Origin of the sequence: Streptomyces sp. NWU339, assembly GCF_003143855.1 — a bacterium.
In the GTDB taxonomy this organism is placed as follows: Bacteria; Actinomycetota; Actinomycetes; order Streptomycetales; family Streptomycetaceae; genus Streptomyces.
The window spans coordinates 124145-139924 of sequence record NZ_QFRK01000004.1; the positions used below are offsets into that span (position 1 = coordinate 124145).

At 73.5% G+C, this 15780-nt stretch carries 8 protein-coding genes and 2 pseudogenes; 1 reads left to right on the top strand and 9 read right to left on the bottom strand.

What is annotated here, in order from left to right; translation table 11 throughout:
- Positions 1 to 73: 73 nt before the first annotated feature.
- A pseudogene (locus tag DIZ27_RS07055) lies at positions 74 to 1405 on the top strand (NF041680 family putative transposase); the annotation flags it as partial.
- Here DIZ27_RS07055 and DIZ27_RS07060 read toward each other — a convergent pair.
- The 9 genes and pseudogenes from DIZ27_RS07060 to DIZ27_RS07095 form a co-directional block, all read right to left on the bottom strand.
- Positions 1404 to 2843 (bottom strand): transposase, encoded by a 1440-nt coding sequence (locus DIZ27_RS07060; protein WP_375231938.1) that lies wholly within the window; start codon positions 2841 to 2843, stop codon positions 1404 to 1406. The pseudogene DIZ27_RS07055 and the gene DIZ27_RS07060 sit on opposite strands and share 2 nt — an antisense overlap.
- Positions 2738 to 3694, bottom strand: a pseudogene (locus DIZ27_RS48695) (IS6 family transposase); the annotation flags it as partial. The gene DIZ27_RS07060 and the pseudogene DIZ27_RS48695, both read right to left, overlap by 106 nt.
- Positions 3695 to 4033: 339 nt before the next feature.
- Positions 4034 to 4531 (bottom strand): hypothetical protein, encoded by a 498-nt coding sequence (locus DIZ27_RS07070; protein ID WP_109377444.1) that lies wholly within the window; start codon positions 4529 to 4531, stop codon positions 4034 to 4036.
- 118 nt (positions 4532 to 4649) lie between these two features.
- Positions 4650 to 4781: a hypothetical protein gene (locus DIZ27_RS46890; protein ID WP_258308275.1), complete on the bottom strand. Its 132-nt coding sequence runs from the start codon at positions 4779 to 4781 to the stop codon at positions 4650 to 4652.
- A gap of 57 nt (positions 4782 to 4838) precedes the next feature.
- Positions 4839 to 9419, bottom strand: a complete 4581-nt coding sequence (locus DIZ27_RS07075; protein ID WP_258308276.1) for a cation-translocating P-type ATPase — start codon at positions 9417 to 9419, stop codon at positions 4839 to 4841.
- 230 nt (positions 9420 to 9649) lie between these two features.
- Complete coding sequence (locus DIZ27_RS07080; RefSeq protein ID WP_109377446.1) at positions 9650 to 10288, bottom strand: GntR family transcriptional regulator; 639 nt, start codon at positions 10286 to 10288, stop codon at positions 9650 to 9652.
- Between the two features lie 298 nt (positions 10289 to 10586).
- Positions 10587 to 12350, bottom strand: a complete 1764-nt coding sequence (sucB, locus tag DIZ27_RS07085; protein WP_109377447.1) for a 2-oxoglutarate dehydrogenase, E2 component, dihydrolipoamide succinyltransferase — start codon at positions 12348 to 12350, stop codon at positions 10587 to 10589.
- Positions 12351 to 12411: 61 nt separating this feature from the next.
- Entirely contained in the window at positions 12412 to 13800 is a 1389-nt protein-coding gene (lpdA, locus tag DIZ27_RS07090) for a dihydrolipoyl dehydrogenase (protein ID WP_181383414.1), read from the bottom strand.
- Between the two features lie 340 nt (positions 13801 to 14140).
- Entirely contained in the window at positions 14141 to 15712 is a 1572-nt protein-coding gene (locus DIZ27_RS07095) for a leucyl aminopeptidase (RefSeq protein WP_109377448.1), read from the bottom strand.
- Positions 15713 to 15780: the final 68 nt, after the last annotated feature.

Genomic DNA, 15780 nt, shown 5'->3' on the forward strand with positions numbered 1-15780 from the left:
GCGGCACATGACGCGGCCGTTCTTCACGCTTCGAGATGTCGAGTAACGAAGCACGAGAGAACGGCCGCTGCGTATGAGTCTCCCCGCCGAGGCGCCCGCAGGCGAGGCATTGGGCGTGTTGTCCCGCTTTCGGGTCGAGTTCTACGACTGCCTCTACTCCCGCGCGGACGCACTCTTCGAGCTCACCGACGCGGTGCTGTGCGCGGACGGGCCGGTGAAAACCCTGGTCGAACTGTCGCTGGCGGCCGAGCACCGGCGCGGGCACGGCGCCCTGTACGCTGCGTTGGACCGGGGCCGGCTGGAACCGGCACGGTTGCGCCGCACGCTGGCCGGGCTGCCGCTACCGAGGGCGGCCGACGGGCGGATCGTGCTGGCGGTGGACGTCAGCAACTGGCTCCGCCCGGACGCGCCGACCAGCGACGAGCGGCTGTTCTGCCACGTCTACGGACGCGGCGACCGCAGCTCGGACCAGCTGGTGCCCGGCTGGCCCTACTCCTTCGTCGCCGCCCTGGAGTCCGGCCGCACCTCCTGGGTCGCTCTGCTGGACGCCGTACGGCTCGGGCCGGCGGACGACGCGACCACTGTCACAGCCGCCCAACTCCGCAATGTCATCGAGCGGTTGACGAGCGCAGGCCACTGGGCACCGGGCGATCCGGACATCGTGATCGTGATGGACTCCGGCTACGACGTCGCCTACCTGACCCACGCTCTCGCCGACCTTCCCGTCGTGCTGGTCGGACGGCTGCGCTCGGACCGGGTCATGCTCCGTGACCCTGGCCCTGCCCGGTCGGGCCCCCGGGGCGGGCGTCCCCGCCGGCATGGCGGCGTCCTCACGTTCAAGAAGCCCGACAGCTGGCACGAGCCGGATGTCACGACCGCCACGGACACCACCCGCTACGGCACGGCCACCGCGACGGCCTGGGACCGGATGCACCCCCGGCTCACCCACCGCGGCCCCTGGCTGGCCCACGCCAAGGAAGAACTCCCCATCCTGCACGGCACGTTGATCCGCCTGAAGGTCGAGCGCCTGCCCGGTGACCGCGACCCGAAACCGGTCTGGCTGTGGTGCTCGGCCACCGCCGCCGCACCGGCGGACGTGGACCGCTGGTGGCAGGTGTTCCTGCGCAGATTCGACCTGGAGCACACCTTCCGGCTGATGAAGCAGACCCTGGGCTGGACCGCCCCGAAGGTCCGCCACGCGGACACCGCCGACCTGTGGACCTGGCTGATCATCGCCGCCCACACCCAGCTCCGTCTGGCCCGGCCGCTCGCCGAGGACCTGCGCCGCCCCTGGGAACGGCCTGCCGCACCGCGTCGGCTCACCCCGGCCCGGGTGCGGCGGGGGTTTCGCAACGTCCGCGCGGCCACGGCGAGGCTGTCGCACAACTCCTGCCCGGTGAAGGTCAAGAGCGAGTTCTGGCCGTGTGGCTGAGCAGTTTGTTGAGGTTGTGGACCGTGCCGAGGAGCTTGATCTCGGCGTCCACGGCCGGGCGGCCGCGGTAGTTGAGGTGGCGCCCGAATCGCTGGAAGAGCTGGGCGAATCCCGGCTCGACCAGGGCACTGCGTTGCCGGTACTGGGCCCGACCGGTTGGGGTGGCGAGGCGGGCGGCCATCGCGTGCTGGCCGGCGCGGGCGTGTCGGCGCTTCGCGGGAAGGCCTGCCTGGTGGGCTTCGCTGGTGACCGAGACCAGCAGCGGAAGGTCGGTGAGGGCTTCGAAGGCGGCGGTGGAGGCGTATCCGCTGTCGGCGAGCCAGAGCTGGATGTCACCGGGAAGCCCGGCGGCCTGGTGGTTGTGCCGGGTCTTGGCCACCATCGGGACGAGGGCCGTGGTGTCCGAGGGATTGTCGTGCACCTCGATGGCCAGCAGGAGCTGGCGGCGGGCACACGTGATCTGCAGGTTGTATCCCTGCAGGTAGCCGCCGCGTTTGCTGAGCATCAGCCGAGAGTCGGGGTCACTCAGACAGGCACGGGCCTCCGGTGAGGGGACCGGCCGGGGGGTGCGGGCCCGTTCCAACCAGGCCCGCGCCTTCACCAGCCGGGCCCGCTGCCGCACCAGGACGGTCTTGTGCTCCAGCGGGACCGGCGGCCGGCCGTTCGCCCCGCGGCGGCCCGCCGCCCGGTCCGCCCCGGCCCGGGCTTCGTACTTCTCTAGTTTTGCCTGGTGAGCCGCGGTTTCCGCGGCCAGGCGCTGCTCGGCCCGGGCCACCATCCGCTCCGCGGCCTCGACCTTGAGCTTGGTCTCGCCCGGTGAGGGCCGGGCCCGTTCGTACACCTTCTCCCTGGCCGTGCGGGCTCGCGTGAGCCGGTCGCACAGCCGGGACAAACGAGGCCAGTCGTTGGAGGCGGTGTCGCTGTCGGCTGCTGCGGAGTCGTCGGCCTCCACGCTCCGCGCATGGACGAGTGCGTCGTCCATCAGCGCGTTGATCTCGTCGTCGCACTGGGAGATGATCGCCTCAAGRCGGTGCAGGCGCTGGTTGGCGTCGCGGGATGCGTTCGCGTCCATCGGGGAGCCATCCACGGCCACCGCCGAGAGGTCCACCAGCCCCCGCCGGCCGCACAGCGCCAGCACCTGCACGAACAGCGAGTTCAGGGCATCGCGGTGGCGCCGGATGAACCGCGCCACGGTGGAGTGGTCCATCCTGCGATTCGCGGTGATGACCCGGCAGCCCACGTCATCCCAACAGGCCTGCTCGATGCGGCGGGAAGACCGTATTCCCTTGCTGTAGCAATACAGGATCAGCGCGACCTGGTTCGTGGGAGGGTAAGCGGCCCCTCCCTGCCCATCGGCACGGTAGCTGTCCTCGAACGCCGAGAGATCCAGCTCTCCGACGGCGTCGAGCACCTTCCAGCACAGGTGCTCGGGCGGCAGCCACTCCCGTACATTCCGCGGCATCTCAAGATCACGTTCACGGTCGCACAACAGGAAGTTCCGCCCCACAGGCCAAGATTCCGATGTCTGCCCGGCGGCCGGAACCGAACAGCGAATCGCTCTTGACCTTCACCGGGCAGGAGTTGTGCGACAGCCTCGCCAGCCACGCCGCCGGTGACCCGATCCCAGAGGGCGCAGCGGAGGGTCGTCTCGGCACGGTAGTCGGGGGCAGTCACCCGGTGGCGGCCGGGCCGGACGTGCGGCAAGATCCCGCCGACCGCGGCCAGGAACCGCCGCGCCCCGCCGACGGAGCGAAAACCCTTCCGGGCGCGTTCGCGCTGCCTCGTCGGCTGGTGGCTGTTCGCGGCCCGGTGGTTCCGGCCCCGGTGCCAGCGGTGCCCGACCGAGGGCAGGACCGCGCGGTGGGCCGCGCCGCAGGAGCGCAACTGGTCGGTGACCACCACCCGCGGCACCGAGCAGGTCGTCTTCAGCAGGTGGCGGAAGAACCGCCGGGCCGCGGCCTGGTCCCGCCGGTTCTGGACCAGGAGGCCGGGCACGGTGCCGGCGGCGTCGACGGCCCGCCACCGGTACGTCGACTCACCGTTGATCCTGACGAAGACCTCGTCCAGGTGCCACGTGTCGCCCGGCCGCCCACGCCGGCGGTGCGGGCCGTCGGCGTAGCCCTGCCCGAACGTCGCGCACCGGCGCCGGACCGTCTCGTGCGAGACAAGGACGCCGCGGGCGGGCAGCAGCTTCCCGGGCTTGCGGAAGCCGAGCGGGAAGCGGACGGACCGCCCCACGCGGTGGGAGATGACCTCGATCGGGTACCGGTGCCCCGGGTACGACGGCGGCGCTGACGACCCGAGCGATCCCCCTGTCCGGCACGATCAACTCCAAGATCATCCCAGGCCGGTCAGCCCACGGGACAACGCCCGCCGAGGTCCTACCGGATGCCGACCGCCGCATCCCCACGAAGCCGCCGCTCACCTGGCCGCATCGATCCACCGACGGACAGCCGGCCGCGGCGTCCGCGCTGCCGGGGCCATGGGATCCATGCAGCGGTATCCGTACCCGCCGAAGACCCCGAGCGCCGCCGAGAGGATGAAGCAGCCGCCGTGGACGGCGTTCGGATCCCCCCGACGTTCGGGGCAGGGCTACACGTGTCAGGCCATCGCCGGCTGCGCGGGCCCCCCGGGCTCTGTCCGCTCGGTGGCGACCTGTCGGCCCTGGTCCCGCTCGGCGCGGCCCCGCTCGATGCGCTCGTGTTCGGCGCGCTGGCGTGCGGCCTGCTCACGGGTGATCACTTCGGTGGCGGCGCCGACGGCGACCGCGATCGGCCACTCCACGGCCTCGACCACGGCCATGGCGCCGAGGAGGCCGTAGAAGGCCAGCTTGCGGGGCGAGGGGAGCAGGGACGTGGCCGTGGACGCGGGTGCGCCCTTGCGGGCGTCGGAGAACATGTCCCCCGGGGTCACGTAGGGGATCGGAACCCGGGCGTGCGCGGTGCGGAATTGCAGCAGCTTGCCGCCCGTCCGCTTCTCCTCCGGGCGCTCGGCCGGGGCCTGTTGTGGTTCCGGAGCGCGGGTCTCCGCGGTCTGGGTCCCGGCCTGGGGCGGGGCCGGCTGCTGCGGTGGCTGGGTCTGTGGACCTGGGGAAGTCATCTCTTCCTCTCCTGCCGTGCGGCGCGAGTGGCGAGGGCTCTTCCTGGCCGTGTTTCATCGATGCGCGCGAATAAACCCGCCCGAACGGACAATTCAGGCAAACCGGTTCGGGGGTCGCTCAGGCGGGTGCGGCCGCCGGGTGCCCGCTCGTGCCGAAGGCCTTCCAGAGCTGGACGGCCAGTCGGACCACGGCGGCCTCGAGCAGGGCGACCGCCACCTGGGTCAGGATCGTGGTGAAGATGTGCGGCATGGTCCGCCGCCTTTCGTGTGCGTCGTGCCGGGTACGACTCCTTTGTCGGCCCTCACGTCATCCAGCAGACCGCACACGGGTGTGCTGCAGGTGAACTTTTTTCAGCGTGCCGGCGGCGCCCCGGACCGCGAGGGGCACCAGCACCGAGCCCGCCGCCGACGCCAGCGCGATCGTCCAGGCCGCGGGGCCCAGGGGCCGGCTGCCGAAGAAGTGGCTGAGCCCCGGCACGCTCACCACCACGCCCAGCACCACCAGGGACCCCACCGCGGCCGCGGCCACCACCGGATCCCGGCCCGCGTCCTGGAGCGTCTGGAACAGCTGGGAGGTCACCAGGGCGACCAGGGCGACCGTGTCGGCACGCCCCCGGGTGCCGGTGGCCCGGGCGACGATCCAGGCGGCCGCGGCCGCCGCCGTGGTGACGGCGGCACGCAGCCGGATGTGGCGGATCAGGGCCTTGCCGAGCGAGGCCTCCGGGCCCTCCGCGAGCAGCCGGTCGGGGTGGTCGGCGGGCGGCCGGGCGGCGATGGCCATGGCGGGCAGCATGTCCGTGAGCAGGTTCACCAGGAGCAGCTGGCGGGCGTTGAGCGCACTGCGCCCGGTGAACAGCGTGGTCGCCAGCGTGAAGGCGATCTCCCCCAGATTGCCGCCGAGCAGGATGCCCAGCGCCCTGCGCACCGAGCCCCACATGGCCCGGCCCTCGACGAAGGCGTCGACGATGGTCTCGATCCGGTCGTCGGTGACGACCATGTCGGCGGCGGCGCGGGCCGCCGGCGTGGCCCGGGAGCCGAGGGCGATGCCGACGTCGGCGATCCGGATGGCGGGCGCGTCGTTGGCGCCGTCGCCCGTGACGGCGACGGTACGGCCGGCCGAACGCAGCGCGGTGACGATACGGACCTTGTGCGCCGGGGTGACCCGGGCGAACACCGTGATGTCCGGCAGCGTCCCGGCGAGCGCCGCGTCGTCGAGGGCGTCCAGCTCCGCCCCGGTCATCAGGCGCGGCTCCTCCTCGGGCCGCAGCTCCCGGGCGATCGCGGCGGCGGTGCTGGGGTGGTCGCCGGTGAGCATGACGATGCGCACCCCGGCCCGCGACAGCCGGCCCACGCTCTGCGCGGCGGTGGGCCGCACCGGGTCCGCGAGGCCCAGCAGGCCCAGCAGACACAACCCGTCGACGACCTCGTCGCCGAGGTCCCCCGGACCGGCGGGGGCGGTGTCGTCCCGCGGCGCACCCGCGGGCAGGACCCGCTCGGCGACCGCGAGCACCCTGAGGCCGCGCCGGGCCAGCCGGTCGATCTCCGCCTCCGTCTCCGCGCGCAACCGCTCGTCGAACGGCTCGGTGGCGTCGTCCCGGCGGATCCGGTCGCAGCGGGCCAGGACGACCTCCGGCGCGCCCTTGACCACGATCCGCGCCTCGCTGTCGGACCGCCCCAGCACGGCGTGGTAGCCGCGCCCCGGCTCGAACGGCAGCTCGGCCAGCCGCTCCCAGACGTCCGTACCGAGCCCGGCGGCCCGGGCCGGGGCGGCGCCGAGCGACTCGGCCCCGCCGGCGATGGCCCGGTCGGTGGGATGGGCGAGCGTCGCGGCCGCGCCCGGCGGACCGGCCAGGGCGGCCGCGGCGACGATCCGGCGCAGCGCCGGGGTGAGCCGGCCGAGACCCTCGCGCCGCAGGCCGTCGGAGACCTGCTGGAGGCTGATCCGGCCCTCGGTGAGCGTGCCGGTCTTGTCGAAGCACAGCACGTCGGTGCGGCCCAGCGCCTCGATGGTGGAGGCGCTGCGGACCAGGGTGTCGCGCGCGGACAGCCGGCGGGCCGCGGCCAGCTCCGCGACCGTGGCGACGAACGGCAGCCCCTCCGGTACGGCCGCCACGCACAGGCTGACCGCGGCCCCCAGGGCGGCTCCCAGGGGTCGTCTGCGCAGCAGGTCGATGGCGAAGAGGACGACCCCCGCGGCGACGGACAGCGGCAGGAACCACCGGCCCAGCGCCTTCAGCCGCCGTTCCACCCCGCTCTCCGGCGGCCCGCCCTCGGGGCCCACCTCGGCCGCGCTGCCCGCCTCGGTGGCGGTCCCGGTGGCGACGACCACGCCCAGCGCTTGGCCGGCGGCCACCGTCGTGCCCTCGTAGAGCATCGAGGTGCGGTCCGCGACCGCCCGGGCCGCGGTCGGCGCCGCGCTCTTGACGACGGGCAGCGATTCGCCGGTGAGGCTGGACTCGTCCACCTCCAGACCCTGCGCCCGCACCACCCGGCAGTCCGCCGGGACCGAGTCCCCGGCCCGCAGCTCGATCAGGTCCCCGCGCACCAGGTGCTCGCCGGCCGTCTCCACCGGCTCCGCCTGTCCGGGGCGGCGCACCCGCACCCGCACCGAGGTGGCCTCGACCAGCCGCTCGGCCGCGTTGTCGGCCTGCTGCCGCTGCACCCCGCCGACCAGCGCGTCCACGCCGAGCACCCCGCCGATCAGCACGGCGTCCAGCACGGAGCCGAGCGCCGCCGAGACACCGCCCCCGATCGCCAGGACGGGCGTGAGCGGATTGGCCAGCTCCTCCACGACCCGGCCGACCAGGGTGCCGGCGCCCTCGTGCCGGTCACGGCCCTCGAACTGCCCGCGCCGGGCGGCCTCGGCCTCGTCCAGTCCCCGGGACGAGGTGCCGACCCGGGACATCACCTGGCGTACCGCCATGGCATGCCAGGGTGTGCGTTCGGCGGCCGCCGGGGCCGGACGCCCGCGCAGCCGCCACCCCGCCCAGAAGCCCGCGGCGACCGAGGCGATGCTCACCCCGTCGGCCACCAGGCGGGCCCGCGCCCAGGCTTGCGGGCGGGGCACGAGCAGGGCGAGCGCCGAGCCCGCCGCCGCGCCGGCGCCCTCCAGCCGGACACACAGCCGGCCGATCCGCCGGGCCTCCGGCAGGGCGGTCAGCAGCAGGTGGACGACATCGGGCGGGGCGGCGACGTCGGCGTCCCACGGCACGTGCCGCGGGACACCGACGTCGCCGACCGACCCGATGCCCAGGTCCGCGCGGGCGAGGGCACGGCGGGTCCGTGCCGAGACCACCGCGACCCCGTGCCCCTCCGCCTGGAGGGAGCGCACCAGGGCGGCCGTACGCCGGTGCCCGGTGGGCACGGCCTCCTCGAGCCCGAACCGGAGGTGCAGCCCGGGCGGCCCGCCCACCAGCCGCACCTCACCGCACGCCCGGGCAGCGCGCACCAAGTGGTGGGCGAGCGGGTGCAGTTGGGGGACCAGCGCGGCCGCGGCCACCGGCGTGCCCGCCCGCAGGACGAGCACGACCTGCGCACCCTCCTCAGCCCACTGCCGGGCCCGCGCGGCCGTCTTTGCGGGTACGAGGCCGCCGAGGGTGTCGTCGGAGCCGGTCTCCGGGCCGGGGAACGGCCGTAGCTCCCAGCCGTCCCGCCGCTTCGGCGCCAGGGGGCCGGCGCCGTGCCGGCGACGCCTTCCTGCCGGACCGTCCGGCTCGATCAGCTCGTGGATCCGTACGTGGATCTCGTCGTCGTCCGGCCCGTCGTCCGCCGGGCCGCCGCCCTCCGGCCGGCCGCCGGGCGGTGGCAGGCGCAGTACGCCCTCGATCGTCCAGTCGCGGCCGGCCAGCAGGCGGGCGTCGAGGACCACCGTGTCGATCCGGTCCAGGCGGCGCAGCACCTCCGGCCGCAGCACCAGCGCCCCCCGCTCGGAAAGGGCCCGGCCCGCCGCGCAGGCGAACGCCTCCCGTCCGAACCGGGGACCGCGCGGTGTCCCCGCGATCAGCAGCGACAGCGCACGGTCCTGACCGAACGTGCCGACCGACGTCAGACCGTAGGCCGCGAGCGCCACCGGTGCCGCCACGTTGGCGTACCGCTCGCCGGGGCCCGGCGGCAGCGGCGCCGGGCGCTCGTGACCCGGTACCGCGTCGTGGCGGTACGTACCCTCGTGCCCGCCCAGCCTGTGCGCCCAGTCCGCCCATGCCCCACGGCGCGCCTGCACCTCCGCATACCGGGCGGCGGCCAGCACGGTGGTCACCGTGACGCCCAGCGGCCGGAAGGACAGCGTGCCCGCCAGCAGGTTCGCCCCGGCGAAGCCGCGTTCCGTGGCGCTCTCGCCGATCCGGCGCGCGATGCCGTCGCGCAGCGGTGGCGCGGACTCCGCGAACTGGATCACCGACATCACCGCCGGGTGCAGCCCCGGCAGCCTGAGCGCGTCGCCCACCGACGCCACCCCCACGGCCACCAGGCCGGCGCCGAGCCGGACGGCCGCGCCGACCCGTGCCCGTGCGGCCCCGGGGTAGCCGACCGGGCGCCGCTCCGTCGCCCCGGCACGCGGGACCTCCCCGGCGGCGGCGTCGGCGGCCGCGACGACGTCGGCGACGGCCGCGAGGTCGGTCTTCGGCCCGCAGCCCACGTACACGCACCCCAGCGTGCCGTTCACCTCCGCGCGGCTCACCCCCGGCACCTGGCGCAGCGTGGCCTCCAGCCCGCGCGCCGCCGCTGCCGTACCGGGCCGTCCCAGCCGCCGGACCGCGATCTGCACGCCTCCCGGGGTTCGCCAGAAGCCGGGCACACGCGGCTGCGGCACCGGCCCGGTCGACGCGAGCGCCGCCGGGACGGCGGCCAGACCCTGCGCGAGGGACCGCACCGCCGACACCGTCGCGGTCACGGCGCTGCGCGTCAAGGACAGGGCGGACCCGGCGGACCCTGGGACCACGGAGGACAGCTGTGGCGGGATCACACGGCCTCCACCACCGGCCGACGGGGGCGTTGCTCGCCACCCTGGAGAACGACACGGTTCTCACCAGTATCGGCACGTTTCGACAACTTCGCCCGGCGTGGCGAGACGGGATGGACCGGACGGACGGTGCCGGGACCGGAACGGGTGGGGACGGGAGATCAGGCGGGGGTGTCGGCGGCGTGCGGCGCGCAGCCCAGCACGTGCTCCTTCACCAGGCGGCCGATGTCCGGATCCTGCCGCCGGAACGCCGCGACCAGCTCTTCGTGCTCCTCGGCGTAGGACTGCTGGACCGTGCCCAGCCAGCGGATGGACAGGGCCGTGAAGACCTCGATGCCCAGGCCCTCCCAGGTGTGCAGCAGCACCGAGTTGCCGGCCGCGCGGACCAGTTCACGGTGGAAGGCGACCGTGTGCCGCACCTGGGCCGTGCCGTCGGCCGTGCGGTCGGCCTCGTACAGCGCGGCGACATGCGGCTCCAGCGCCGAGCAGTCCTCCGCCAGCCGCTCCGCCGCCAGCTCGGCGGCGATCGCCTCGAGACCCGCCCGTACGGGGTAGCTCTCCTCCAGGTCGGCGGCCGACAGGTTCCGCACCCGCACGCCCTTGTTGGGCGCCGACTCGATCAGCCGCAGCGACTCCAGCTCGCGCAGCGCCTCCCGCACCGGCGTCTGGCTGACCTCCAGCTCGGTCGCGATCCGCCGCTCCACGATCCGCTCGCCCGGCTGCCAGCGCCCGCTGATGATCCCTTCCAGGATGTGCTCGCGGATCTGTTCGCGCAGCGAGTGGACGACGGGCGCGGTCATGAGTGCTCCTTGGACAGGGTTCGTGAATCCGGGGCAGCCGCCCGAAAGGCCCCGTCGAGGGGCGGCGGACGGACGACGGACAGGACCCTTGAGGGCGATCGACCCTTAGACAATACGGCTGACACACCGTCCCGTAGGGGCGCACGGGGTGCTTTCGCCCAGGTGAGACGAGGCTTACACGGCGCATACGGCGCGGCTCACGCCGTGCCCACGACAGTGCCCCCGCCCGGGAGCCTGGGAAGCTCCGGACGGGGGCACCGGTGACCGGGATCAGCGGTCGTGGATCAGCGGCCGTGGATCACAGGCCGAGCTCGACCTCGAACTCGCCCGCCTCCAGGATCGCCTTGACCGAGTTCAGGTAACGGGCCGCGTCGGCACCGTCCACCAGCCGGTGGTCGTAGGAGAGGGTCAGGTAGGTCATGTCGCGGACGCCGATGACCGTGCCCTCCTCCGTCTCGATGACGGCCGGACGCTTGACCGTGGCACCGATACCGAGGATCGCGACCTGGCCCGGCGGCACGATGATCGTGTCGAACAGCGCGCCGCGCGAACCGGTGTTGCTGATCGTGAAGGTCCCGCCGGACAGCTCGTCCGGGGTGATCTTGCTGGCCCGGACCTTGCCCGCCAGCTCGGCCGTGGCCTTGGAGATACCGGCGATGTTGAGGTCACCGGCGTTCTTGATGACCGGGGTCATCAGACCCTTCTCGGAGTCCACCGCGATACCGATGTGCTCGGTGTCGAAGTAGGTGATGGTCCCCTCGGCCTCGTTGATCCGGGCGTTGACGGCCGGGTGGGCCTTCAGCGCCTGGGCGGCGGCCTTGACGAAGAACGGCATCGGGGAGAGCTTGACGCCCTCGCGAGCCGCGAACGACTCCTTGGCCCGCGCCCGCAGCCTCATCAGCCGGGTGACGTCGACCTCGACGACCGAGGACAGCTGCGCCTGCTCACGCAGCGCCTTGACCATGTTGTCGCCGATGACCTTGCGGATCCGCGGCATCTTCACGGTCTGGCCGCGCAGCGGCGAGGCCTCGAGGACCGGGGTCCGCTTCGCCGCGGCCGGAGCGGCGGCCGGAGCCGCGGCGGGGGCGGCCTTCGCGGACTCCGCGGCGGCGACGACGTCCTGCTTGCGGATACGGCCACCGACGCCGGTGCCCTTGACGGTGGACAGGTCGACGCAGTGCTCGGCGGCGAGCTTGCGCACCAGCGGGGTCACGTAGGCGCCCTCGTCGGTCGGCTGCGCGGCGGCCGGAGCGGCAGCCGGGGCCGGAGCGGCCTGCGGGGCGGCGGGGGCCGGGGCGGCCGGAGCGGCAGCCGGGGCAGCCGGAGCCGGTGCCGGGGCGGCCGGCGCGGGAGCCGGAGCGGCCTGCGGAGCCGGGGCGGGTTCGGGCTGCGCCGGGGCGGCCGGAGCCGCCGGTGCCGGAGCGGCCGCCGGGGCGGCACCCGGAGCGCCGATGACGGCGAGCTTCGCGCCCACCTCGGCGGTCTCGTCCTCGCCGACCGTGATCTCCAGCAGCACACCGGAGGTGGGCGCCGGGATCTCGGTGTCGACCTTGTCGGTGGAGACCTCGAGCAGCGGCTCGTCGGCCTCGACGCTGTCGCCGACCGACTTCAGCCAGCGGGTGACGGTGCCCTCGGTGACGGACTCGCCGAGCGCGGGCAGGACCACGTCCGTGCCCTCGGCGGTGCCGCCGCCGGCGGCGGTCTCGGCGGTGGGAGCGGGTGCCGGGGCGGCCTGCTCGGTGGAGGGGGCCGCGGCGGCCGGCTCAGGGGCCGGGGCGGCCGGCTGCTCGGCGGCCGGGGCCGGAGCCTCGGCCGGGACACCGCTGCCGTCGTCGATCAGGGCCAGCTCGGCACCGACCTCGACGGTCTCGTCCTCGGCGACCTTGATGGAGGACAGCACGCCGGAGGCCGGAGCGGGGATTTCGGTGTCGACCTTGTCGGTGGAGACCTCGAGCAGCGGCTCGTCGGCCTCGACGCGCTCGCCCTCGGCCTTCAGCCAGCGGGTGACAGTGCCCTCGGTGACGCTCTCACCGAGCGCCGGAAGGGTTACGGAAACCGCCATGGTTTCGGTTGCTCCTTTAAAAGTGCGGAAGTCTGTGTCGTCGTGCCCGTGACCGAAGGCGTCAGTCGTGGGAGTGGAGGGGCTTGCCCGCGAGGGCCAGGTGGGCCTCGCCGAGCGCCTCGTTCTGGGTCGGGTGGGCGTGGATCAGCTGCGCGACCTCGGCGGGCAGCGCCTCCCAGTTGTAGATCAGCTGGGCTTCGCCGACCTGCTCGCCCATGCGGTCACCGACCATGTGGACGCCGACCACGGCACCGTCCTTGACCTGGACGAGCTTGATCTCGCCGGCGGTCTTGAGGATCTTGCTCTTGCCGTTGCCCGCCAGGTTGTACTTCAGGGCGACGACCTTGTCCGCACCGTAGATCTCCTTGGCCTTGGCCTCGGTGATGCCGACGGAGGCGACCTCCGGGTGGCAGTACGTCACCCGCGGCACGCCGTCGTAGTCGACCGGGACGGCCTTCAGACCGGCCAGCCGCTCCGCCACCAGGATGCCCTCGGCGAAGCCGACGTGCGCCAGCTGGAGCGTCGGGACGAGGTCGCCGACGGCGGAGATGGTCGGGACGTTGGTGCGCATGTACTCGTCGACGAGGACGTAGCCGCGGTCCATGGCGACCCCGGCCTCCTCGTAGCCCAGGCCCTGCGAGACCGGGCCGCGGCCGATGGCGACGAGGAGGACCTCGGCCTCGAACTCCTTGCCGTCGGCGAGGGTGACCTTGACGCCGTCCTGGGTGTACTCGGCCTTCTGGAAGAAGGTGCCCAGGTTGAACTTGATGCCCCGCTTGCGGAAGGCGCGCTCCAGCAGCTTCGAGCTGTTCTCGTCCTCGACCGGGACGAGGTGCTTGAGGCCCTCGACGATCGTGACGTCGGTGCCGAAGGACTTCCACACGGAGGCGAACTCGACGCCGATGACGCCGCCGCCCAGCACGATCGCGGACTTCGGCACGCGGTCCAGGACGAGGGCGTGGTCCGAGGAGATGATCCGGTTGCCGTCGATCTCCAGGCCCGGCAGCGACTTCGGCACGGAGCCGGTCGCCAGCAGGACGTGGCGGCCCTGGATCCGCTGACCGTTCACATCGACGGAGGTCGGCGACGACAGCCGGCCCTCACCCTCGATGTAGGTCACCTTGCGCGAGGCGATCAGACCCTGCAGGCCCTTGTACAGGCCCGAGATCACGTCGTCCTTGTACTTGTTGACGGCCGCCATGTCGATGCCCTCGAAGGTGGCCTTCACACCGAACTGCTCGCTCTCGCGGGCCTGGTCGGCGATCTCGCCCGCGTGCAGCAGGGCCTTGGTGGGGATGCAGCCGTTGTGCAGGCAGGTACCGCCGACCTTGTCCTTCTCGATCAGGGCGACGTCCAGGCCCAGCTGCGCCCCGCGCAGGGCCGCGGCGTAACCACCGCTGCCACCGCCGAGGATCACTAGGTCGAAAACGGTGCTGGCGTCGTTCGCCACGTCACGTCCTCCATGCATGTGCGCCACGCCGGTCTCCAGTGACCGGTCGGCGGCTGGTGTCCGGCCGCTCTTGCCTTCGGCCCTTCGGTGGGGCCCTGTCCTGCCGAGCCCTATCCTCGCACTTGTCCGAGCCGAACGAGACGTGGGGCAGGGGTGTGACACGTCCCACGTTCGAACGTCCGACCGTCACACGCGCGAGGACTTCCGGGACCACGTGCCCCGGCACACGTGCCGACACCCGCGGCGGATCCGCATGACGCGCCGGCCGGCGGGGCCCCGTCCCACCCGAGCACGGGGCCCCGCCGGCGACCGGTTGACGACCGGTCGGCGACCGGTCGGCTCAGCCCAGGTCGCCGGCCGCCGTCTGCTCGGCGAGGCGGACCAGCGTCCGTACCGCCGAGCCCGTACCGCCCTTGGGCGTGTACCCGAAGGGGCTGCCCTCGTTGAAGGCCGGACCGGCGATGTCGAGGTGGGCCCAGGTGATGCCCTCGCCGACGAACTCGCGCAGGAAGAGCCCGGCGACGAGCCCGCCGCCCATCCGCTCGCCCATGTTCGCGATGTCGGCCGTGGACGAGTCCATGCCCTTGCGCAGGTGCTCCGGCAGCGGCATCGGCCAGGCGGGCTCGCCGACCTCCTCGGCGGCCTCGTGCACCGCCGCACGGAAGGCGTCGTCGTTGGCCATGATCCCGAACGTGCGGTTGCCCAGTGCCAGCATCATCGCGCCGGTCAGGGTCGCGACGTCCACGATCGCGTCCGGCTTCTCCTCCGAGGCCGCCCACAGCGCGTCGGCGAGGACGAGCCGGCCCTCGGCGTCGGTGTTGAGCACCTCCACCGTCTTGCCGCTGTACATGCGCAGCACGTCACCCGGGCGGGTGGCGGAACCGGAGGGCATGTTCTCGGCCAGGGCCAGCCAGCCGGTGACGTTGACCTCGAGACCGAGGCGGGCGGCGGCGACGACCGCGGCGAACACGGCGGCGGCACCGCTCATGTCGCACTTCATCGTCTCGTTGTGCCCGGCCGGCTTCAGCGAGATGCCGCCCGAGTCGTAGGTGATGCCCTTGCCGACGAAGGCGAGGTGCTTCTTCGCCTTGGCGGAGGTGTACGACAGCTTCACCAGCCGCGGACCCGACGCCGAGCCGGCGCCGACGCCGAGGATGCCGCCGTGGCCGCCCTTGGCCAGCGCCTTCTCGTCGAGCACCTGCACCTTGATGCCGTGCTCCTTGGCCGCGGCCTGGGCGACGGCGGCGAACGCCTCGGGGTCGAGGTCGTTGGGCGGGGTGTTGATCAGGTCGCGGGCCCGGTTGAGCTCCTCGGACACCGTGGTGGCGCGCTCCACGGCCGTCTTGTACGCCTTGTCGCGGGGCTTTTCGCAGAGCAGCACGGCCTCGGCGAGGGGCGCCTTCGCGTCCTTCTTCTTGTCCTTGCCGCCTTCGCCCTTGTCGCCCTTGTTCTTGGGGAGGTCCTTGTTCTTGTAGGCGTCGAAGGAGTAGGCGCCGAGCAGCACGCCCTCGGCGACCGCGCCGGCGTCGGCCGCGTCGGTCAGGGGGAGGGCGAACGCGGCCTTCTTGGACCCGGTGAGGGCGCGGGCGGCCACACCGGCGGCCTTGCGCAGTGCCTCGGGGTCGGGAGCGGCGTCCTTCTCGGGCTGGGTGCCCAGGCCCACCGCGACCAGGAGCGGCGTCTTGAAGCCGGCCGGCGCGGGGAGCTTCGTCACCTCACCCTCGGCGCCGGACGCGCCGAGGGTCTCCAGGACGCCGGTGAGCCTGCCGTCGTAGGCCTTGTCCACGGCTTCGGCGCCCGGTGCGACGACCAGGCCCCCGGCCCCGGACGCAGTGCCCTTGGCGACACCGATCACGATCGCGTCGGCCTTCAGGCCGGGGATCGCGGCGGTGCTGAGAGTGAGAGCAGTCACGGTGGTGAATTCTCGCTTCCGATGTGAAGTTGCTGTGGCCGAAAAGCGTGGGTCGACCGGGCCCGGCG